The 22,057-nt window shown below is 58.1% G+C and carries 18 protein-coding genes and 3 tRNA genes; 1 reads left to right on the top strand and 20 read right to left on the bottom strand.

All coding sequences use genetic code 11. The features are described from left to right. Window positions 1–1,136 precede the first annotated feature (1,136 nt). From ampE to ACM6IQ_RS16610, 3 genes are all read right to left on the bottom strand, one after another. Window positions 1,137–1,973: a regulatory signaling modulator protein AmpE gene (gene ampE / locus ACM6IQ_RS16620; RefSeq protein ID WP_017336483.1), complete on the bottom strand. Its 837-nt coding sequence runs from the start codon at window positions 1,971–1,973 to the stop codon at window positions 1,137–1,139. Beyond that, a complete protein-coding gene (gene ampD, locus ACM6IQ_RS16615) occupies window positions 1,970–2,530 on the bottom strand; it encodes a 1,6-anhydro-N-acetylmuramyl-L-alanine amidase AmpD (protein ID WP_017336482.1) in 561 nt (186 codons plus the stop codon). The genes ampE and ampD overlap by 4 nt, the downstream gene beginning before the upstream one ends. 64 nt (window positions 2,531–2,594) lie before the next feature. Beyond that, on the bottom strand, window positions 2,595–4,811 hold the full coding sequence (locus ACM6IQ_RS16610; protein WP_414879341.1) for a DUF1631 domain-containing protein: 2,217 nt from the start codon (window positions 4,809–4,811) through the stop codon (window positions 2,595–2,597). A gap of 348 nt (window positions 4,812–5,159) precedes the next feature. On the opposite strand from ACM6IQ_RS16610, the gene nadC reads away from it, so the two are divergent. Then, entirely contained in the window at window positions 5,160–6,008 is an 849-nt protein-coding gene (gene nadC / locus ACM6IQ_RS16605) for a carboxylating nicotinate-nucleotide diphosphorylase (RefSeq protein ID WP_052909685.1), read from the top strand. Window positions 6,009–6,059: 51 nt separating this feature from the next. On the opposite strand, the gene ACM6IQ_RS16600 is transcribed toward nadC, so the two are convergent. The 17 genes from ACM6IQ_RS16600 to rlmE all read right to left on the bottom strand — a co-directional run bounded on the left by ACM6IQ_RS16600 (window position 6,060) and on the right by rlmE (window position 22,015). Continuing rightward, window positions 6,060–6,365 (bottom strand): DUF6388 family protein, encoded by a 306-nt coding sequence (locus ACM6IQ_RS16600; protein WP_031318375.1) that lies wholly within the window; start codon window positions 6,363–6,365, stop codon window positions 6,060–6,062. Window positions 6,366–6,499: 134 nt separating this feature from the next. Then, window positions 6,500–6,575 (bottom strand) — tRNA-Thr (locus ACM6IQ_RS16595). Window positions 6,576–6,714: 139 nt separating this feature from the next. Further along, the gene (gene pnp / locus ACM6IQ_RS16590; RefSeq protein WP_414879340.1) at window positions 6,715–8,820 is read right to left on the bottom strand and encodes a polyribonucleotide nucleotidyltransferase; all 2,106 of its coding nucleotides are present in this window, start codon (window positions 8,818–8,820) and stop codon (window positions 6,715–6,717) included. A 195-nt stretch (window positions 8,821–9,015) separates the two neighbouring features. Then, window positions 9,016–9,285 carry a 30S ribosomal protein S15 gene (gene rpsO / locus ACM6IQ_RS16585; protein WP_003176135.1) on the bottom strand — a complete coding sequence of 90 codons (270 nt, stop codon included), beginning with the start codon at window positions 9,283–9,285 and terminating at the stop codon, window positions 9,016–9,018. A gap of 118 nt (window positions 9,286–9,403) precedes the next feature. Next, window positions 9,404–10,321 carry a tRNA pseudouridine(55) synthase TruB gene (gene truB, locus ACM6IQ_RS16580; protein WP_017336477.1) on the bottom strand — a complete coding sequence of 306 codons (918 nt, stop codon included), beginning with the start codon at window positions 10,319–10,321 and terminating at the stop codon, window positions 9,404–9,406. 3 nt (window positions 10,322–10,324) lie between these two features. Further along, window positions 10,325–10,726: a 30S ribosome-binding factor RbfA gene (gene rbfA / locus ACM6IQ_RS16575; RefSeq protein ID WP_017336476.1), complete on the bottom strand. Its 402-nt coding sequence runs from the start codon at window positions 10,724–10,726 to the stop codon at window positions 10,325–10,327. Window positions 10,727–10,885: 159 nt separating this feature from the next. Further along, a complete protein-coding gene (gene infB, locus ACM6IQ_RS16570; protein WP_017336475.1) occupies window positions 10,886–13,414 on the bottom strand; it encodes a translation initiation factor IF-2 in 2,529 nt (842 codons plus the stop codon). A gap of 27 nt (window positions 13,415–13,441) precedes the next feature. Further along, window positions 13,442–14,923: a transcription termination factor NusA gene (gene nusA, locus ACM6IQ_RS16565; protein ID WP_007900474.1), complete on the bottom strand. Its 1,482-nt coding sequence runs from the start codon at window positions 14,921–14,923 to the stop codon at window positions 13,442–13,444. Between the two features lie 47 nt (window positions 14,924–14,970). Further along, window positions 14,971–15,429 carry a ribosome maturation factor RimP gene (gene rimP, locus ACM6IQ_RS16560; protein WP_010463487.1) on the bottom strand — a complete coding sequence of 153 codons (459 nt, stop codon included), beginning with the start codon at window positions 15,427–15,429 and terminating at the stop codon, window positions 14,971–14,973. A 138-nt stretch (window positions 15,430–15,567) separates the two neighbouring features. Next, window positions 15,568–15,644: transfer RNA gene (locus ACM6IQ_RS16555), tRNA-Met, on the bottom strand. A gap of 96 nt (window positions 15,645–15,740) precedes the next feature. Continuing rightward, window positions 15,741–15,826: transfer RNA gene (locus ACM6IQ_RS16550), tRNA-Leu, on the bottom strand. A 22-nt stretch (window positions 15,827–15,848) separates the two neighbouring features. Further along, window positions 15,849–16,232 (bottom strand): preprotein translocase subunit SecG, encoded by a 384-nt coding sequence (secG, locus tag ACM6IQ_RS16545; RefSeq protein WP_017336473.1) that lies wholly within the window; start codon window positions 16,230–16,232, stop codon window positions 15,849–15,851. A gap of 4 nt (window positions 16,233–16,236) precedes the next feature. Further along, entirely contained in the window at window positions 16,237–16,992 is a 756-nt protein-coding gene (tpiA, locus tag ACM6IQ_RS16540; protein ID WP_414879339.1) for a triose-phosphate isomerase, read from the bottom strand. 66 nt (window positions 16,993–17,058) lie between these two features. Further along, complete coding sequence (glmM, locus tag ACM6IQ_RS16535; protein ID WP_017336471.1) at window positions 17,059–18,396, bottom strand: phosphoglucosamine mutase; 1,338 nt, start codon at window positions 18,394–18,396, stop codon at window positions 17,059–17,061. A 16-nt stretch (window positions 18,397–18,412) separates the two neighbouring features. Then, the gene (folP, locus tag ACM6IQ_RS16530) at window positions 18,413–19,264 is read right to left on the bottom strand and encodes a dihydropteroate synthase (protein ID WP_017336470.1); all 852 of its coding nucleotides are present in this window, start codon (window positions 19,262–19,264) and stop codon (window positions 18,413–18,415) included. An 8-nt stretch (window positions 19,265–19,272) separates the two neighbouring features. Continuing rightward, the gene (gene ftsH, locus ACM6IQ_RS16525; RefSeq protein ID WP_017336469.1) at window positions 19,273–21,183 is read right to left on the bottom strand and encodes an ATP-dependent zinc metalloprotease FtsH; all 1,911 of its coding nucleotides are present in this window, start codon (window positions 21,181–21,183) and stop codon (window positions 19,273–19,275) included. 202 nt (window positions 21,184–21,385) lie between these two features. Next, a complete protein-coding gene (gene rlmE / locus ACM6IQ_RS16520) occupies window positions 21,386–22,015 on the bottom strand; it encodes a 23S rRNA (uridine(2552)-2'-O)-methyltransferase RlmE (RefSeq protein ID WP_007900501.1) in 630 nt (209 codons plus the stop codon). Window positions 22,016–22,057: the final 42 nt, after the last annotated feature.

Raw genomic sequence — 22,057 nt, 5'->3', positions numbered from 1 at the left:
TTCAGGGTGGCTTCGTTGAGTTGATAAGTCTGGTCCATCAGGCCGGTGACCTGATCATAAAAGGCCTGCCACGGCGCATCGAGGGTGTCGGCCATTACCACTTGTTCTTCGAACAGTTCACTGGCTTTTTTGAGCGTCGCCTTACTGCTCTCGGCCTGGGCGGCCAGGGTTTCACTCGCCGCTTTGCTTGAGCCCAGCGCGTCCTGCAATTTCAGGCCGTATTCGGCCTGGAGCTTTTCGATCTGCGCCAGCAACTCATCGAAACGGGTGCTCGAAGACGAGTTGAGGAACCCTTGCCCCAGCGAGTAGGAGCCCATCGCACGGCCATCGCCCAAGGTCTGGGTCACGGGCGGCGTGACGTTGGTAATGAGTTCGGTAAGCTGACGCATGTCGCTCTGGCTGTCGCGGCTCAACCCTGCCTGGCTGGCAATGATCTGGCTGAAAATCTGCGCATTGCCAAGCAATTTGCCGATCAACGCACTTTTGCTTTGCAGGGAGTTTTCTGCTTGCTGGGCCTTGAACGCGGCGAGCATTTCATCGCGCTTGCCATCGAAAACCGTGATTTGTTCCGGATCGGTGGTCATCGCCGCAAGTCCTTCCAGGCGGGCCAGAACGCTTTGCTCCAACGCACTGATCTTGGGTTCGACACCCGCTGCCTTGCCGGACTGGCCCAGGATGACGTTGATCTGCACCAGGTTGTTCAGGGTTTCCAGATCCCGTCGCAAGGTCAGGCTGCTGCCCAGCAGGTCGAGGCTCTGCAGTTCGACCCGGGTGCCCTGGAATTCACGATAGGAATCGCGCACCAGGTAAAAGTTGGTCACCAGCATCGGCACCAGGAACAGCACGCTGATCAGGCTGAACTTCATGCCGAAGCTCAGGCGATTCATTAGCGCGACGGCGGGATAGAGCAAGCTCTTCACTGGAAGTCTCCCTTTGCATTCTTATTTTTATTGGCAGGCACAGACAGGCAGCAGATAGCCACTATTCAGTGCTATCTCTGTATAGCTTAAATCGGCTGGGGGGTTTGTAACTTAAGGTTAACGGGAGGGAACCAGGTCTGTCTGATGGAATGCCGGGGGGCGCTTCGCACCCCAGCGGGAGCAAGCGCCCTCGTCACAGAGGAATGGATGTCGGAATTACGGAAGGACCGTCCACAGGGCAAAACCGGCGTACCAGAGCACCGCCGCTCGCAGCAGCAACTCCCAGATCCGGTCGAGACTGTTGATGCCGTCCGGGCCGACCACCGGCGCGGGAATTTCACCGGCCACCAGCCCGACCTTCTCGATCAACCGGGCGGCGCTGATGTTCCAGTTCAGCAGTTCGTGCAGCATCACCCGGCTGACCGCGACAAAGTTACCGACCAACGCGAAGCTGGCCGCCAGCAGACGCACCGGCACCCAATCGAACGCGTGGCGCAATTGTGCGGCGCGCTCGACGACTGCGAGGTTCTGCCCGTGTTCTTCGGCAAGTGCCAGCAGTCGGTAGCTCAACGCCGCCACCGGGCCCAACAGGAAATACCAGAAAATCACCGCAAAAAAGCTCTGGTAGGCCTCCCAGAGCAAATGACCTTCCACCCGTTCCAGCAGTTGCTCGCCGCTGTCGGCGCAGATATCCAGGTCGCGCTTTGCCACGTGAGCGGCGGCCTGCAGGTCTTCCCGGCGCCAGGCATCGCGAAACGGCCCGAGACCGGCCAGCAGATCGCCGCGACCCAGGCTGTAAATGACCACCAGCAAATGCACCGGCAACGCCAACAGACCGTAAGCCACCGGCTCCAGAACCACCAGTAACAGGCCCAGCAACGCCACTGGCAGCAACACCAGAATCACCAATATCAACCATGGACGGTTGGCCAGACGCGGGCTGGCTTCAAGCTTGTGCAGCTCGCGTACCCAGCCGCCGTCACGTTGAATCCGATGGCGCAGGGCCGAGAATTTTTCGATCCATACCGCCAACAGCAACACCAGAAAACTCATTCTTGTTCCTCTTTAGCCAGGGCCGCGCGGTAACGCGCCCAATCGAACGCCGGCCCCGGATCGGTCTTGCGCCCCGGCGCGATGTCGCTATGTCCGCAGATGCGCTGCGTGGTGATGGCCGTGAAAGTGCTTTGCAGCTGCAAGGTCAGGGCCGTCAACGACGCATATTGAGCGTCGGTGAACGGCAGATCATCCGTGCCTTCGAGCTCGATGCCCACGGAAAAATCGTTACAGGTGTCCCGGCCATCGAAACATGACACGCCGGCATGCCAGGCGCGCTCGAGACACGAGACAAACTGAGTGACAGTACCGTTACGCTCAATCAGAAAGTGCGCGGACACCCGCAGGTCAGCGATCCCTTCAAAATAGGGATGCTCTGTGACATCCAGCCGGTTCTGGAAAAACTCCTGCACCTTGCCGGTGGCGAACTGCGCCGGCGGCAGACTGATGTTGTGGATCACCAGCAGGGAAATTTCGCCCGTGGGGCGCGCATTGAAGTTGGGTGAAGGGCAGACATTCACGCCCTGACACCAACCGCTCGCGGGGTCCAACTGCATACAGGTTCCTTCAACGTCGACTGTGTTGGCGCCCAGTATGCCGCGATAGCCCCCTGGCGCGCGATCACTTGCCGCGATTGAGACGCCGCAGGTTGCCGATGACCGACTCCAGCGCCCGGTCGAAGAGCAAGGTGTCGTCCAGGATTCGCACCGCACCCCGGCGAAAATCCAGGGCCAGGCCGGTACGGCTGCGTTCCAGTACTTTCATCCCGGTGCGGTCGACGAAAATGTAGTTGCCCGTGGCCTCGATGATCGCAGCCAGCTTGCAGCGCAGGTTGTGATCTTCCTCCTCCTGAAACTCGACCCAGCAGCCCACGCGCAGTTGATCGACCTGAATCAGCCCCGCATCATCCGTCGACAAACGTGCGGAGGTCGACGCCACCGCCCCTTCGTCAGCGGTGCGCAGTACGATTTCTTCCTGCACTTGCACCATCACCGGCGCATCGGCTTCCCGGGTGGATGCCGGAGTCTGATCCGGGCGCTCGAACAGCTGAACGTGCAGGCTTTCCAGCTCACTGAAAAACTCGCCGGTGGCGAACGGATCGAACGCCGAACTGTTCAACCCGTCACGCAGGGACTTGAGCAACCCCGGCACCAGCGCCAACAGGCGCAGGCTGGCGTCAGGTTCGTCATGCCGCTGCACGCTCCAGACCAGCTGTTCCATGGTTTGCACATCGGCTTGCCATTCGGCCGACTGATCGCCGTGCTTGAGGCAGGTCAGCAACAGTACCTGGCTCCAGGCCTCCTGGACAAACGCCACCACCCGCTGCGGCAGAATCTTGCCCATCAGCACCTGGTTCAGCGCCCGTTCGACACGCTGACGGGCCATTTCGGTTTTGGCGCGACCTTCTTCAGCGTCGCGGGTGCGTTGTTCCAGCAGCTCGCTGCGACGACGTTCATCGCTGGTGAACGCGAGAAAATCCGCCAACAGTTCGGAAAAAATAGCTGGATCGTCGACAAAATCGTTCAACAAGCGCTGAACCACTTGCTCGATACGCAAGTACAGACTGTCGCGCTGATAGTCATCGCATTCCCCCCACCCCATGGCGGCAGCGGCGATTTCGTTGAGCAGACGGCGTGCCGGATGACTACTGCGACTGAAGAAACTTTTGTCGAGCACCGCCACTTTGAGCATCGGGATCTGCAAGCGGCTGATCAGCGCCTTGAGAGAATCCGGCAGGTTGCGATCATCGAGGATGCATTCGAACAGCATGGCGATCAGGTTGATCACGTCTTCATCAGCCACACCAACAACGCGCGACTTGCCGCTTTTGACGCTGACCCGGGTCAGCAGCTGTTCAAGCTGGTTGCGCAGGTCGAAATCGTCCTGGGCAGCAGGCGCCGGCACGTATTGCTGCAAATGCGAGAGCAGGCGCAGCAGGTCGCGGGTAGAAATCGGCTGCGCCGTGGCGCTGACTTCCAGTGTCGGCGCGACACTGCCGCGCACGTGAAACAGCAGTTCCTGCAGTGCCGCGAAAACTTCCTGCACGCCATCGTCGATCTGCATGCTACCGGCGTGGATACCGGCTTCGGCGGGCTCGGCATGGACACTGGCCTCCGCCCGATCGGTCGCACGCCGCGCCGGCGCGGGCTTGAGGTCGGGCAATATGCCGGTGGCGATCAGCAGTTGATTGGCTTCGGTGTAGAGCTGGTCGGTGTCGCTGAGCACATAGCGCTCGAAGAGTTTCAGAATGATCAGCTTGACCTTGATCTCCACCCCCAGATTACGCCCGGCCTCCATGAAATATTCACACAGCATCGCCGGGCCCAACGGGTTGTGCTGAGCCACCAGCTTCTTGCCCAGCAACATGCTGAGCCGAGCGGTCAGTTGATCGAGACCGAAACCGTCACGGCTCAGCACCTTGTTGACCATGGCCTCCACCGCCACGCTGCGTTCCAGGTCATCGCCGGACTGCGCAGCCAGCGTGTCGAAGACCAGTGCCCTGGGCAAGGCTGGCTTGGTAGTGTCGTTCCGGGTGAGCCCGACAAAGGCCTCAAGGAATTGCTCCAGAAAAACCCGCTCGATACTTTTGCGCTTGAGGCGCAAGTCGCGCATGGCTTCGAAATAGAGGTTCTGCTCGACGTCGTCGCGGGCACGGTCAGCCATTTCAAACAGCGTGTCGTCGGCGTTATCGAACAGTTCCTGCAAACCATGCCTGAGCTGTAGCGCGGCCTTGTCGCGAACCTGAAGCAGAATCACAGGCACACGGGCGAGCGGCGAAGGTGTCGCCTGATCGGTAGCCGCCTTGTGCAAAGGCACTACATTCCCGTCGTTGTGCATCCTGGCCTCCTGAAACGGTGATGCGTCGGTAGATCGGTGCGCCGGACTCACACCGGCGCTCAACGGTGGACACTGCCCATCCGCTGTCATTCAATAATTCGGGACATAAAGTACGTCAAAACTATGACGTCAAATGAAAGGCGCATTATCTTGCAAAAGATGTCCCGTGTGCCAGCGGACTCTGGGCCTCTTATTGAAATAGACGTTCCGGATAGACCGCCGCTTAGCGCCAACGGCTCGGGCAAATCGACCAAATACAGGTTTCAGAGCGACCGGAAGGTCTCTCACGCCTTGGGTTGCTCTGCGCCATGGCCCTATAATCGGGCCACTTTGTTTGTGGAGTCCGTTATGCCGAATCTACGTCTCGCCGATCTGACCGCCGAAATCGAAGCCAACGTGCGCCGTGCGTTGCGTGAAGACATCGGCAGCGGCGACATCACCGCGCAGCTGATCCCGGCCGAACGCCTGGCCAAAGCCACCATCATCACCCGTGACGCCGCGGTCATCGCCGGCACCGCCTGGGTCGATGCCGTGTTCCGGCAACTGGACCCGCGAGTGGCCGTGCACTGGCAGGTGCGCGATGGCGAACGGGTGAAACCCAATCAGGCGCTGTTCCACCTCGAAGGCCCCGCGCGCTCGCTGCTCACAGGCGAACGCTGCGCACTGAATTTCCTGCAATTGCTGTCCGGCGTGGCCACACGCGCGCAATACCTGGCGGATTTCGTTGGCCAGACGCAGGTGAAGCTGCTCGATACCCGTAAAACCCTGCCGGGGCTGCGTCTGGCACAGAAGTATGCCGTGACCTGCGGCGGCTGCCACAACCACCGCATCGGCTTGTACGACGCGTTCCTGATCAAGGAAAACCACATCGCCGCCTGCGGGGGCATCCCTGAAGCGATCAACGCCGCGCACAAGATTGCCCCGGGCAAACCGGTGGAGATCGAAGTGGAAAGCCTGGCAGAGCTGAAGGAGGCCTTGGCCGCCGGTGCCGATATCATCATGCTCGACGAGTTGAGCCTGGATGACATGCGCGAAGCCGTGCGCCTGAATGGCGGCAAGGCAAAACTGGAGGCCAGCGGCGGTATCAACGAAAGCACGTTGCTGCCGATCGCCGAAACAGGGGTGGATTACATTTCGATTGGTGCGATGACCAAGGACGTGAAGGCTGTCGATCTGTCGATGCGTTTGAGCCTCTGATCACGCCTGGTTGAATGAAAAACGCCAGCCTCATTGAGGCTGGCGTTTTTGTCAGACCACCAGATTGTTCATCTCGCAGTACTCTTCCCACTCGACGCCCAATACCTCGGCCGCCTCTTTGTGCAGCGCCAGGCGCGACGCCTCGAACTCTTCCGGGCTCGAGGTGTACTTGAGCGTCAGTTCCCACGGCTGCAAGCCCTGGGCTTCCGCCTCATCCTCGAACGCCCACTGGATCTGGTCTTTCTGATCGTCGGCGGGCAGGTCCTTGATCTCATCGGAGAGCTGGGGCGAATCAAGCAAGTACTTCTTCAGTGCTTCTTCGTGCCTGGCTTCCTGGGTCAATTCTTTAACGGTCATGTCGTTCTCGCTGATCGGGGGAATGGAAGATGGATCTGGATCATCAAGGATCTCTCTGACGCAAAAAACCGTGTGAAGCCCGGTTTGTCTGGCCTTCAGAACCATTCGTGGATCATTTGAAAACAAAGTGTCGCTGGTGCCCGAGACAGGAATTGAACCTGCGACCTTCGCGTTACGAGTGCGCTGCTCTACCAACTGAGCTACACGGGCGGTGGGCTAAACCTAGCACTGACTTTAGGGTCAGGCAACTTCCCAAATTGCCTCAATTTCATGCGGACAAAAAAATGCCCCGCCGTTTTCACGGCGAGGCATTTTTTATAACGTTGAAGCGGTCAGGCGTGGGGAGTGATTAAACGCCCGAAGCCTTGGCTGCTGCGACGTCTTTGATGGACAGCTTGATACGGCCGCGGTTGTCCACGTCCAGTACCAGTACTTCCACTTCCTGGCCTTCTTTCAGGATGTCGGTCACTTTCTCGACGCGAGCATCGCTCAGCATCGAGATGTGAACCAGACCATCCTTGCCTGGCAGGATGTTGACGAATGCGCCGAAGTCGACGATACGCTCAACCTTACCAACGTAGATCTTGCCGATTTCAGCTTCTGCGGTGATGCCCAGTACGCGCTGACGTGCTGCTTCAGCCGCTTCCTTGGTTTCGCCGAAGATCTTGATCGAGCCGTCGTCTTCGATGTCGATCGAAGCCTTGGTCTCTTCACAGATCGCACGAATGGTCGCGCCGCCTTTACCGATGACATCACGGATTTTGTCGGTGTCGATTTTCATCGCGATCATGGTCGGAGCGTTTTCCGACAGCTCGGTACGCGACTGGCCAATGATCTGGTTCATCTGACCGAGGATGTTCAGGCGCGCTTCCAGGGCTTGGCCCAGAGCGATTTCCATGATTTCTTCGGTGATGCCTTTGATCTTGATGTCCATCTGCAGCGCGGTCACACCTTTGGCGGTACCGGCTACTTTGAAGTCCATGTCGCCCAGGTGGTCTTCGTCACCCAGGATGTCGGTCAGGACGGCGAACTTCTCGCCTTCTTTAACCAGACCCATGGCGATACCGGCAACCGGTGCCTTCATCGGAACACCGGCGTCCATCAGGGCCAGGGAAGCGCCGCAGACCGAAGCCATGGAGCTCGAACCGTTGGACTCGGTGATTTCCGACACCACACGGATGGTGTACGGGAACACGTCGGCAGCAGGCAGCATGGCCTGAACCGAACGGCGGGCCAGACGGCCGTGGCCGATTTCGCGACGACCGGCGCCACCCATGCGACCACACTCGCCTACCGAGAACGGAGGGAAGTTGTAGTGCAGCATGAAAGGGTCTTTTTTCTCGCCTTCCAGGGTGTCCAGCAGCTGTGCGTCACGGGCGGTGCCCAGTGTTGCAACAACCAGAGCCTGGGTTTCGCCACGGGTGAACAGTGCCGAACCGTGGGTCTTTGGCAGAACACCGACTTCGATGTTCAAAGGACGTACGGTCTTGGTGTCGCGGCCGTCGATACGTGGCTTGCCGTTAACGATGTTTTCGCGAACGGTGCGGTATTCGATTTCACCGAAAGCAGCTTTGACTTCAGCGGAAGTCGGCTGACCTTCTTCACCGGACAGCTTGGCAACCACCTGGTCTTTCAGCTCGCCCAGACGTGCATAACGGTCGGCTTTGACAGTGATGGTGTAAGCCTGGGAGATCGCTTCGCCGAACTCGGCACGGATCGCGCCCAGCAGCGCAGTGGCTTCTGGCTGTGGAGCCCAGGTCCAGGTCGGCTTCGCAGCTTCGGCAGCCAGTTCCTTGACAGCGTTGATCACAACCTGGAACTCGTCGTGAGCAAACAGTACCGCGCCCAGCATCTGGTCTTCGGTCAGCTCTTTGGCTTCCGATTCAACCATCAGAACGGCTTCCGAAGTACCGGCAACGACCATGTCCAGGCTCGATGCTTTCAGTTGTTCGTAAGTCGGGTTCAGCAGGTAGCCGGTGCTTTCGTGGAACGCAACGCGGGCAGCGCCGATCGGGCCATCGAAAGGAATGCCGGAGATAGCCAGCGCAGCCGAGGTACCGATCATCGCAGCGATGTCCGGATCGCTCTTCTTGCTGGTGGAAACGACAGTGCAGACAACCTGCACTTCGTTCATGAAGCCTTCCGGGAACAGCGGACGGATCGGACGGTCGATCAGTCGGGAAGTCAGGGTTTCTTTCTCGGAAGGACGGCCTTCGCGCTTGAAGAAACCGCCAGGGATCTTACCGGCAGCGTAAGTCTTTTCCTGGTAGTGAACGGACAGAGGGAAGAAGCCCTTGCCTGGATCGGCTTGCTTGGCACCGACTACAGTCACCAACACGCTGACGTCGTCGTCAACGGTGACCAATACTGCGCCGGAGGCCTGACGGGCGATACGGCCAGTCTCGAGGGTAACGGTCGACTGACCGAACTGGAATTTTTTGATTACCGGGTTCACGGTGTCCTACCTTCTTTTGTGGCTCTTGGGGAACTTGTCTTCTTGCGAAATTCTTGGGCAATGTCGGGAATCGGCCCAACGCCTGTCCAGGGTAAAACGTGTATCCAGATAAAACTTGAGGCTGGGAGCCTGCCCTACGCCAGCGGGAAACCCACTGACGTACGACAGACAACCAACCTCTAGCGCAATCGCTTATTAGCGACGCAGACCCAGGCGACCGATCAGAGCCTGGTAACGGCCCAGATCCTTGCCTTTCAGGTAGTCCAGCAGCTTACGGCGCTGGTTTACCATGCGGATCAGACCACGACGGGAGTGGTGGTCTTTACCGTTGGCCTTGAAGTGACCTTGCAGTTTGTTGATGTTGTGGGTCAGCAGTGCAACTTGCACTTCTGGCGAACCAGTGTCACCAACAGCTTGCTGGTAGTCAGCTACGATTTGAGCTTTTTCTTGAACGTCGAGAGCCATGTGGCAATCCTTTTATCAGGAAACTGTTTCAAAAAAACAGCTTCAACAGGCCAGGGACAAATCCCTGTATCTAAAAATGAGGAAGTGACCGTGCCTGTTAACAGCCACCCTCGTCCGGTCATTCTGACCGAATCAGTCGACGCGGCGCGATGCGCCCGTCTTCGCTCACTTCACCGATACCGATGAAGCGACCGTTGTGATCCTGTACCCGTACCATGCCGAACTTCGGTGCATCCGGGGCTCGTACCGGTTGGCCGTTGAGCCAGTAGAACGAGCTATGCTCCGAGAATTGCAACAGAGGCCAATCCAGCAGGCCACTGTCCGATGGCATCAGGAAGCGGTCGACCGCTTCGTTGCCGCCTTCGGCATGTACCGCTTCCAGCTCTTCAAGCGTGACTGTCTGCGCCAGTGTGAAAGGCCCGGCCTGGGTACGTCGCAGTTCTGCAACGTAAGCGCCACAACCGAGTTGCTCACCAATATCCTCCACCAGGGTGCGGATATAGGTGCCTTTGCTGCAATCCACCGCAAGCCGCGCAGTATCACCTTCAAAGGCCAGCAATTCCAAGCGCGCAATAGTAACAGAACGCGGTTCGCGCTCCACTACTTCGCCTGCACGTGCCAGCTTGTACAGCGGCTGGCCATCACGCTTGAGCGCCGAGTACATCGGCGGTATCTGACTGATTTGACCACGAAATTTCGGCAGTACCGCTTCGACATCGGATCGACCAACGGTCACCGGACGCTCCTGCAAAACTTCACCTTCGGCATCTGCCGTGGTGGTGGTTTTGCCCAGTTGCGCCAGGGTTTCGTAACCCTTGTCGGAATCGAGCAGGTATTGCGAGAACTTGGTGGCCTCACCGAAGCACAACGGCAACACGCCGGTGGCCAGCGGATCGAGACTGCCGGTGTGCCCGGCCTTCTCGGCGTTCAGCAACCAGCGGACCTTCTGCAACGCCGCGTTGGAGGTGAACCCCAGCGGTTTGTCGAGCAGGATGATGCCGCTGACGTTACGACGGATACGTTTGACCTGAGCCACCGATTACTCCTTGGTGTCTTCGGCGTCTGCCGCAACCGGGTGCTGATTGTCTTCAGCCACCGCACGCTCGATCAGGGCCGACAGGTGCGCGCCACGCACGACGCTTTCGTCGTAGTGGAAGTGCAGCTGCGGAACGCTGCGCAACTTCATTTCGCGGGCCAGCTGCATGCGCAGGAAACCGGCGGCGGAGTTGAGCACCTTGATGCTTTGCGCGATGTCTTCGGCGTTGTCCTGGCCCATCACGGTGATGAAAATCTTGGCGTGACCGACGTCACGGCTGACTTCAACAGCGGTAATGGTGACCAGGCCGACGCGCGGGTCTTTGACTTCACGACGGATCAGCTGTGCCAGCTCACGCTGCATCTGATCGCCGATACGTTGGGTACGGCTGTATTCTTTTGCCATGTCTTGTTACCTGTTACTGCCCCACGGTGAAACCCGAAGGGTCTGAAAGCGGCAAACGCCCGGCCTGACAAAAGCCAGACCGGGCGTTGCGTTTAGAGTCCTGACGCTATGTCGCGCATTTGCATGCGGCGGCTTGGCGTGGCCCTTGAAGTGCGCGAGTTAGAGGCTGCGAGCAACCTGAACCTTCTCGAAGACTTCGATCTTGTCACCGACTTTGACGTCGTTGTAGCTCTTCACGCCGATACCGCATTCCATGCCGGCACGTACTTCGGAAGCGTCATCCTTGAAGCGGCGCAGGGATTCCAGCTCGCCTTCGAAGATAACGATGTCTTCACGCAGTACACGGATTGGACGGTTACGGTGAACAACACCTTCGATAACCATGCAACCAGCGATCGCGCCAAACTTCGGCGAACGGAACACGTCACGGACTTCAGCGGTACCCAGGATGTTCTCGCGAACATCGCTGCCCAGCATACCGGTGAGGGCTTTCTTGACGTCTTCGATGATGTCGTAGATCACGTTGTAGTAACGCATATCCAGACCTTCCTGCTCGACGATCTTGCGAGCGCCGGCATCGGCACGCACGTTGAAGCCGAACAGTACAGCGTTGGAGGCCAGTGCCAGGTTGGCGTCGGACTCGGTGATACCACCGACACCGCCACCGACAACACGCACTTGCACTTCGTCGTTACCCAGGCCGTTCAAGGCACCGTTCAACGCTTCCAGCGAACCACGGACGTCGGATTTGAGGACGATGTTGAGCGTCTTCTTCTCTTCCTGACCCATGTTCTCGAAGATGTTTTCAAGCTTGCCGGCGTGAGCACGGGCCAGTTTGACTTCGCGGAACTTGCCTTGACGGAACAAAGCCACTTCACGGGCTTTCTTCTCGTCGGCAACCACGCTCATCTCGTCGCCAGCGTCCGGGGTACCGTCCAGGCCGAGAATCTCGACAGGGATGGAAGGACCGGCTTCCTTGATTGGCTTGCCGTTCTCGTCGAGCATGGCACGTACACGGCCATAGTTCGAACCGACCAGGACCATGTCGCCTTGGCGCAGGGTACCGTCTTGAACCAGAACGGTTGCAACCGGGCCACGACCTTTGTCGAGACGCGATTCAACCACAACGCCACGGCCCGGAGCCGACGGAGTTGCTTTCAGTTCCAGAACTTCGGCTTGCAGCAGAACAGCTTCGAGCAACTCGTCCACGCCAGTACCGACTTTCGCCGAAACCGATACGAACGGGGTGTCGCCGCCCCACTCTTCCGAGGTCACGCCGTGAACCGACAGTTCGCTGCGGATACGATCGAGATCGGCGCCCGGCTTGTCGATTTTGTTCACAGCTACAACCAGCGGAACACCGGCAGCCTTCGCGTGCTGAACAGCTTCAACGGTCTGCGGCATTACGCCGTCGTCCGCTGCAACCACCAGGATCACGATGTCGGTCGCCTTGGCACCACGAGCACGCATTGCGGTAAACGCGGCGTGACCCGGGGTGTCGAGGAAGGTGACCATGCCGCGTTCGGTTTCAACGTGGTACGCACCGATGTGCTGGGTAATACCGCCGGCTTCGCCTGCAGCTACCTTGGCACGACGGATGTAGTCGAGCAGCGAGGTCTTACCGTGGTCAACGTGGCCCATTACGGTCACGACCGGAGCACGGGAGAACGCTTCACCTTCAAACTTCAGGGACTCGGCCAGGGAATCTTCCAGGGCGGTGTCGCTGACCAGGGTCACTTTGTGGCCCAGCTCTTCGGCAACCAGCTGGGCAGTTTCCTGGTCCAGTACCTGGTTGATGGTCGCTGGAGTACCCAGTTTGAACATGAACTTGATGATTTCAGCCGCCTTGACCGACATCTGCTGGGCGAGATCGCCAACAGTGATGGTCTCGCCGATCTTCACTTCGCGCACTACAGGGCCGGTTGGGCTCTGGAAACCGTGAGCGTTGCGTTTCTTCAGCTTGGCCTTGCCGCGACCACCACGACGGAAGCCATCGCTTTCTTCGTCGGTAGTACGTGGCGCAACACGTGGAGCAGGCGCTTTCTCTTTGACCGAAGCACGATGCGGAGCGTTTTTGCGCTCGCCATCGCCACTGCCACGACGATTGTTATCGTCGGCACGTGGTTTGTCCGGACGGCGCTGTTCGTTCTGCTTGTTGCGAACGTCAGCAGACGGAGCTGGCGCAGCTGCAACAACCGGTGCGCTTTCACGTACGGGTTCGGCAACTGCAACCGGCGCTGCAACGGCGTCGTTGGAAGCGGTTTGCGCAGCAGCAGGCTGACGACGCGCTTCTTCTTCGGCGCGACGCTTGGCTTCTTCTTCAGCCTTCTGACGAGCAGCATTTTCTACTGCGCGACGTTCTTCCAGTTCGCGTTTGCGCTCGGCTTCGATTTCTTCCGGGCTGCGCTGTACGAAAACTTTCTTTTTACGGACTTCAACACTGATGCTTTTGCTGCCAGCAACACGCAGGGTGCTAGTGGTTTTACGCTGCAGTGTGATCTTGCGTGGTTCTTCCACTTTCGCCTTGTGGCTGCTTTTCAAGTGAGTCAGCAAAGATTGCTTCTCACTGTCAGTCACATGTTCTTCGGCGGCGGTGTGCGGCAGACCTGCCTCACGCATCTGCTGCAACAGGCGCTCTACCGGTGTTTTGACCTCATCGGCCAGTTGTTTCACCGTGACTTGCGTCATGCACTTCTCTCCTCAGGCCGCGCCTAATTACTCGAACCAGTGGGCTCGGGCGGCCATGATCAACTTGCCGGCACGATCATCGTCAATGCCGTCGATGTCGAGCAGGTCGTCAATAGACTGCTCGGCCAGGTCTTCGCGGGTAATTACGCCGCGCACCGCCAGTTCCATCGCCAAATCCTTGTCCATACCCTCAAGCGAGAGCAGGTCTTCGGCCGGATGGGCGTCTGCCAGCTTTTCCTCAGTAGCGATGGCTTTGGTCAACAAACGATCCTTGGCACGAGCGCGAAGCTCGTTGACGGTTTCTTCGTCAAAGCCGTCGATGTTGAGCATTTCTTCCAACGGTACGTAGGCAATCTCTTCCAGGCTGGTGAAGCCTTCATCTACCAGCACCTGTGCCAGGTCTTCGTCGACTTCCAGCTCGTCGATGAAGTTGCGCAGGATGTCGCCGGTTTCTGCTTGCTGCTTAGCCTGGATGTCCGATTCGGTCATCACGTTCAGGGTCCAGCCAGTCAATTGGCTGGCCAGACGCACGTTCTGACCACCACGACCGATGGCCTGAGCCAGATTGTCTGCGCCAACGGCGATGTCCATTGCATGGGCATCTTCGTCAACGATAATTGCCGCCACTTCAGCCGGCGACATTGCATTGATCACGAACTGAGCCGGGTTGTCGTCCCACAGGACGATGTCGACACGCTCACCACCCAACTCACCCGACACTGCCTGGACGCGCGAACCGCGCATACCGATGCAAGCGCCTTGCGGGTCGATGCGTTTGTCCTTGGAGCGGACCGCGATCTTGGCGCGCGAACCCGGGTCACGGGAAGCTGCCATTACTTCGATCAGGCCTTCAGCGATTTCCGGCACTTCGATGCGGAACAACTCGATCAGCATTTCCGGCGCGGTACGCGACAGGATCAGCTGCGGGCCGCGGTTCTCGGTGCGGATTTCCTTGAGCAGCGCACGCAGGCGCACACCCACCCGGAAGGTTTCGCGAGAGATGATGTCTTCACGAGCCAGCAACGCTTCGGCGTTGTTGCCCAGGTCGACGATCACGTTGTCGCGGGTCACTTTCTTCACGGTGCCGGAGATGATTTCCCCCAGGCGCTCGCGATAGGCGTCAACGACTTGAGCACGCTCGGCTTCGCGAACTTTCTGCACAATGACTTGCTTGGCAGTCTGTGCCGCGATACGGCCGAACTCGATGGATTCGATTTTTTCTTCGACTACATCGCCAACCTTGGCGCCAGGATGCGTTTCGGCAACCTTGCTCGGCCAGGTTTCGATGGCCGGATCGTCCAGGTCTGCTTCTTCGACAACCGTCCAGCGACGGAATGTCTCGTAAGCACCGGTGTGGCGATTGATTTCCACACGCAGATCGACTTCGTCCTCAAACCGCTTTTTGGTAGCGGTGGCCAGAGCCAGCTCCAGCGCTTCAAAAATTACGTTTGCCGGTACGCCCTTTTCATTGGATACCGACTCAACAACCAGCAGTACTTCTTTGCTCATCGTACGCCTCGCCTTTCGCAAGCCATTGGATCCGCGGGATCCGCGTCTCAGTCAAAACTGGGAATAATGTTGGCCTTGTCGATCATATCGATCGGCAACAGGAATTCATGGTCTTCTACCTGCACCACGACGTCCTGCTCTTCTACACCGCGCAGAAGGCCCTGAAAGTTGCGTCGCCCTTCAAAAGGCGAGCGCAGCTTGATCTTCACTTGTTCACCGGCAAATTTTGCAAACTGCTCAATAGTGAACAGTGGGCGTTCCATGCCAGGCGAGGAAACTTCAAGGGTGTATTCAACGGCGATTGGATCTTCAACATCCAGGACACCGCTGATCTGACGGCTGACGATGGCGCAATCGTCCACCAACACGCCGCCTTCTTTATCAATATAAACGCGCAACATTGAGTGGCGACCTTGAGCCGAGAACTCAATACCCCAGCATTCATAGCCTAGGGCCACGACCACCGGGGCCAGCAAGGCCTGCAACTCTTCTAGCTTGCTCGACACCTGAACCCCCTCGTGCATGTATGTGCATGCTATGCAAAATAAAAAAATGGGCGAAACGCCCATCCTTGAAACGCCGTCGAACAGCGGCGTAGAAAGTGTCCAGCTAACAAAAAGCCCCTTAAAAGGGGCTCCTTAAACTGGTTGCGGGGGCCGGATTTGAACCGACGACCTTCGGGTTATGAGCCCGACGAGCTACCAGACTGCTCCACCCCGCGACAAAGCTGGGGCGGAAGTATACGACCGATCCCTGACAGGGTCAATGTAACCTTCCACCTACAAGAAAGCCCGCAACAGCGGGCTCTCCTGATAATTGGTACCGAGAAGGGGACTCGAACCCCTACACCCTATGGGCACAACCACCTCAAGGTTGCGTGTCTACCAATTCCACCACCTCGGCAATACTACGTTTGAAACCCTTCTTACTTTTGCTCTTGAGCTGGAGGCACGTCAGTCGCTGGAGTAGCCGACTTTTGCTCTTGAAGCACCGGGACATCATCAGAAGCCGGTTGTTGCTTTGGAACTTCCAACACTGCCGGGTTTGGCAAACCTACTTGAGTCAGCTGGTGAGCCTTCTCTTTAGCAAAGTAACCTAACCCCAAGCTGGTTATGAAGAAACCGGCGGCAAGTATAGCAGTAAACTTACTAAGAAAGGTAGAGGAACCTTGGCTTCCGAACACAGTATTTGAAGCACCTGCTCCGAAAGACGCGCCAGCATCCGCACCTTTACCCTGCTGCAGCAATACCAGAGCAACTACGCCCAATGCACCCAGCAGATGAAAAACGACTACGACTGTTTCCAGCATTTTTTCAGTTTCCCGCGGCGCGAATAATCGCACCGAACTCATCTGCATTCAGGGAAGCTCCACCAATGAGCCCCCCATCGATATCCGGCATGCCGAACAGTTCGACCGCATTGGCCGCCTTCACGCTGCCGCCGTATAGAAGCCGCACACCTTGTGCGACCTCAGAATTCTCTGCCGCCAACTGAGCGCGAATGGCTGCGTGCACATCCTGCGCCTGTTGCGGCGAAGCAGTCAGCCCGGTGCCAATGGCCCAGACCGGCTCGTAAGCGATTACTGCCTTTGCAAAAACACCGACACCCAGCTTCTCGATGACGCTGCCGAGCTGACGCCCGACAACTTCAAGCGTTTTACCGGCTTCGCGCTGCTCGAGGGTTTCCCCTATGCACAACACCGGAATCAAGCCACATTCCTGTGCCGCTGCGAACTTGCGAATCAGTGTTTCATCATTCTCGCCGATGACCTGGCGGCGTTCGGAATGCCCGACGAGCACCAGGGAACAACCTTCATCAGCCAACTGACTCGGCGCAACTTCACCGGTCAACGCACCTTGCTTGGATTCCACCGCAGCGTTCTGCGCGCCGACCTTGATCGACTTGCCTTCCAGACCATCAATCACTTGATTGACATGCAAGAAAGACGGGAATACCGCAACATCAACACCGCTCGGCAAGGCCAAATTACGCAAGCCTTTGATCAGCTCAGCGACGCTGGCGCGGGTACCGTGCATCTTCCAGTTACCAGCTACCATAGGGCGACGCATGCTGTACCTCGTCGGTCAAAGTGGGCGCAGATGTTACCCAACACAATCATGGCTGGCAAGCCGAATTCAGGCAGAAACTTCAGTAACCAGTTTTGCCAGCTCTTCGGCGTAGCCGCGAACCTGTGTTTCGTCTTCGCCTTCGACCATGACTCGCACCAACGGCTCCGTACCGGACTTACGCAACAGCACGCGCCCACGGCCCGCCATGGCTTTGGTCACACGCTCGCCGGCCTCTTTCACTGACGGATGATCCAGCGGGCTCGCACCACCGCCGAACCGCACGTTGATCAGCACCTGAGGGCACTTGCGCAGCGCCTGCCGGGCCTGACCCAGCCCTTCGGAGCGCGTCTGCAATGCCATCAGCACCTGCAACGCTGCAATAATCGCATCACCGGTGGTGGTGTGATTGAAGCAAACGATATGACCCGAGTTCTCACCACCCACCAGCCAGTTGCGCTCCAGCAAATCCGCGATCACATAACGGTCACCGACATTCGCACGCACAAATGGAATCGACAGATCCGCGAGGGCCAGCTCCAGCCCCAGGTTACTCATCAATGTCCCGACCACACCGCCTTTCAACAGGTCACGCTCATGCAGGTCGCGGGCAATGATGAACAAAAGCTCGTCACCATCGACGACGGCGCCCGTGTGATCGACCATCAGGACCCGATCGCCATCACCGTCGAAAGCAATCCCGAGATCGGCATGCTCAGCCAGTACGGCAGCCTGCAGCGGGCCCATATGGGTCGAACCGCAGTTGTCATTGATATTCAGGCCGTTCGGCTGTGCGGAAAGCACAACAACGTCGGCGCCCAACTCGCGGAACACACTTGGCGCCACTTTGTAGGTCGCACCGTGAGCGCAATCGATCACGATCTTCAGGCCCGAAAAGCTGGTGCCGGTCGGCACGCTGCTCTTGCAGAATTCGATATACCGACCCGAAGCGTCGTTGATTCGCGACACTTTGCCGATCTTGCTCGATTCAACAACGGTCATCGGGGTGTCGAGCAACTCTTCGATCATGTGCTCGACTTCATCCGGGAGCTTGGTGCCCTTTCCGGAGAAAAACTTGATGCCATTATCATCGTGAGGATTGTGCGAGGCACTGATCACGATCCCGGCTTCGGCATGGAACGTACGCGTCAGATAAGCGATGGCCGGGGTCGGCATCGGGCCCAGGAGCATCACGTCGGCACCCGCCGAAGTCAGCCCGGCCTCGAGCGCCGATTCGAACATGTACCCGGAGATCCGGGTGTCCTTGCCCACCAGCACCTTGCAGGCGCCCATTTTGCGGAACGCCATGCCTGCAGCCCAGCCGAGCTTGAGCATGAATTCAGGAGTAATCGGATATTCGCCGACCCGACCACGAATCCCGTCGGTGCCAAAGTATTTCTTAGTCATAAGTACTCCATCATTCTTATTCGGCTGATTCCACTGCAGCGATCATTCGCACCACATCGACGGTTTCGGCCACATCATGGACGCGCAATATACGCGCCCCCTTGAATGAAGCCAGCGCCGCGAGCGCCAAACCGCCATGCAGTCGCTCTCCAACCGGGCGATTCAAGGCCTGACCTATCATGCTCTTGCGCGAAACCCCGACCAACAAGGGGCGCCCGAAGATATGCAGGGCTTCCATATGTTTGAACAAACTTAGATTGTGCTGCAAGTTTTTGGCGAAGCCGAAACCCGGATCCAGGATGATCCGTTCAGCCGGAATTCCGACCAATGCACACTGCGCCATGCGCTCGGCGAGAAACTCGCTCACTTCCTTGGTCACGTCCTGATAATGCGGATTGTCCTGCATGTCGCCCGGCTCGCCCAGCATATGCATCAGACAAACCGGCAAACCGGTGTCCGCGGCCGCGTCAAGGGCGCCTTCACGGCGCAATGCGCGAACGTCATTGATCAAACCTGCCCCAAGCCGCGCGGTTTCACGCATGACGGCTGGCGTGGAGGTATCGACCGAGATGATCACATCCAGCTCGCGATTGATGCGCTCAACGATCGGCGCTACGCGCTCCAGCTCTTCGAGGGGGGAAACCGCCCTGGCACCGGGCCGGGTCGATTCGCCGCCGACATCAATCAGCGTCGCGCCAGCCAACACCATGGCCTCAGCGTGACGCAAGGCCGCGTCGAGCTGGCTGTATTGGCCGCCGTCAGAGAATGAATCGGGAGTGACATTGAGAATGCCCATGACATGCGTCTGGGCCAAATCGAGAACCCGGTTGCCGCATGGCAACCGGGTCGAGGACTGAACAGAAGTCATTTCAAACCTTAAACGTCAGCAGCCGGACCGCCGATCGGTGTTTCCGGACGCGGATCCTGTACTGCCGGAGGTGTTCCGGAAGTACCGGTGCCGCCCGACCAGTCGCGAGGTTCGCGAGGCGTACGACCTGCCATGATGTCGTCGATCTGATCAGCATCGATCGTTTCGTACTTCATCAGGGCATCAGCCATGGCGTCGAGCTTGTCACGGTTATCCGTGAGGATCTGCTTGGCCGTGCCGTAGCACTGATCAATGATGCTGCGCACTTCGGAGTCGATCAGCTTGGCTGTCTCACCGGAGAAACTTGCACTCTGACCACCGCCGCCGCGACCGAGGAACACTTCACCCTCTTCTTCGGCATACATCAACGGACCGAGTTTTTCCGAAAGCCCCCACTTGGTCACCATGTTCCGTGCAATCTGGCTGGCACGCATGATGTCGTTGGACGCACCGGTGGTCACACCGTCGAAGCCCAGGGTCATTTCTTCAGCGATACGGCCGCCGTACAGCGAGCAGATCTGACTGATCAATGCACGCTTGGACAGGCTGTAGCGATCTTCTTCCGGCAGGAACATGGTCACACCCAGTGCACGACCGCGCGGGATGATCGACACTTTGTAGACCGGATCATGCTCTGGCACGACGCGACCCACGATGGCGTGGCCTGCTTCGTGATAAGCGGTGTTCTGCTTCTCTTTCTCGGACATGACCATGGATTTGCGCTCGGCGCCCATCATGATCTTGTCTTTGGCCAGTTCGAATTCTTTCATTTCGACGATGCGCTTGCCTGTACGGGCAGCGAACAACGACGCCTCGTTCACCAGGTTGGCCAGGTCAGCACCGGAGAAGCCAGGTGTACCACGAGCAATTACCGCCGGAGCAACGTCGTCACCCATCGGCACTTTGCGCATGTGGACCTTGAGGATCTGCTCGCGACCGCGGATATCCGGCAGACCCACCACGACCTGACGGTCGAAACGGCCCGGACGCAACAACGCAGGGTCCAGTACGTCCGGACGGTTGGTTGCGGCAATGACGATAATGCCGTCATTCATTTCGAAGCCGTCCATCTCTACCAGCAACTGGTTGAGCGTCTGCTCGCGCTCGTCGTGACCACCGCCCATACCGGCACCACGGTGGCGACCGACGGCGTCGATTTCATCGATGAAGATGATGCATGGAGCGTGCTTCTTGGCCTGCTCGAACATGTCGCGAACACGGCTCGCACCGACACCGACAAACATTTCGACGAAGTCGGAACCGGAAATGGTGAAGAACGGGACTTTGGCTTCGCCGGCAATCGCCTTGGCCAGCAAGGTTTTACCGGTACCTGGAGGACCGACCATCAGCACGCCGCGTGGAATGCGACCGCCCAGACGCTGGAACTTGCCCGGATCACGAAGGAACTCGACCAGTTCGCCGACTTCCTCTTTGGCTTCGTCGCAACCGGCAACGTCAGCCAGGGTGGTTTTCACCTGGTCTTCGGATAACAGGCGCGCCTTGCTCTTGCCGAAGCTCATCGGCCCGCCCTTGCCTCCGGCGCCGCCCTGCATCTGCCGCATGAAGAACATGAACACGGCAATAATCACCAGGATCGGGAAGCTCGCGACCAGGAGTTGCGTCCAGATGCTTTGCTGTTCAGGCTGTTTACCTTCGACTACCACGTGGTTATCCACGAGATCGCCGATCAGACCATTGTCCTGGATAGCGGGACGGATGGTCTTGAAGCTGTCGCCATCGTTGCGCTTACCGGTAATCACATAGCCATCAACGGCTACGCGCTCGACCTTGCCATCCTTGACCTGCTGGATGAAGTCGGAATAGTTGAGGGTCTGCGGCTCGTTAGGGCTGGAGAAGTTGTTCATCACCGTCACCAGGACAGCCGCGATGATCAACCACAGGATCAGATTCTTTGCCATATCGTTCAATTAACTACCCTCTGAAGCAAGCTCCGCTAATGGCGCGCGCTTCGCATGATATTCACCGGCCTAACTTACTACATTACCTACGGCTCTGGCAGGCGCCGTCTGTAACCCTTTGTGAAACACTTTCTACACAGTATTCGCTAAAGCTCACGGGGCGAAATACGAAAATCCTATCGACCCGCAAAAAAACCTCGATTTACTCACTACGGCCGCGGTAGCCCCAAGCCAGCATGTATTGCTCGCGGGAACTGCCACGGGAAGAGTCCGGCTTGATCATCTGGACCTTGTCGAATTTCTGACGAGCGTCCTTCACGTAAGCATCAAACCCTTCACCCTGAAACACCTTGATCACGAAATTACCACCCGGCTTGAGTATCCGAGCCGCCAGATCAAGAGCCAGCTCACATAGGAACATGGCTTTGGGCATGTCCACCTCAGGCGTACCACTCATATTGGGGGCCATATCGGAAATCACAAGGTCCACCTGCGAATTACCCACGGCTTCAAGAATCTGAGCGAGCACTTCGTCCTGGGTGAAGTCACCCTGGATGAAAGTCACGTCCGGAATGCTGTCCATTTCCAGGATGTCCGAGGCGATCAGACGCCCCTGACCACCGATCAGCCGACTAGTGACCTGCGACCAGCCGCCGGGCGCCGCTCCCAGGTCGACAACGCTCATACCCGGACGGATCAGCTTGTATTTCTCCTGGACCTCCAGAAGCTTGTAACTCGCACGCGAGCGGTAACCATCCTTCTGCGCCTGCTTCACATAGGGATCATTGACATGTCTTTTCAGCCAACCAAGGCTTGTCTTGGAACGCGCCATTGGGCACCTCGATGATAAGGGTCGTGATTAATTGGGCGGATC

Source organism: Pseudomonas sp. IT-P100 (assembly GCF_949767185.1).
GTDB classification, from domain to species: domain Bacteria; phylum Pseudomonadota; class Gammaproteobacteria; order Pseudomonadales; family Pseudomonadaceae; genus Aquipseudomonas; species Aquipseudomonas fluorescens_B.
This window is presented reverse-complemented; position numbering and strand designations above follow the sequence as displayed.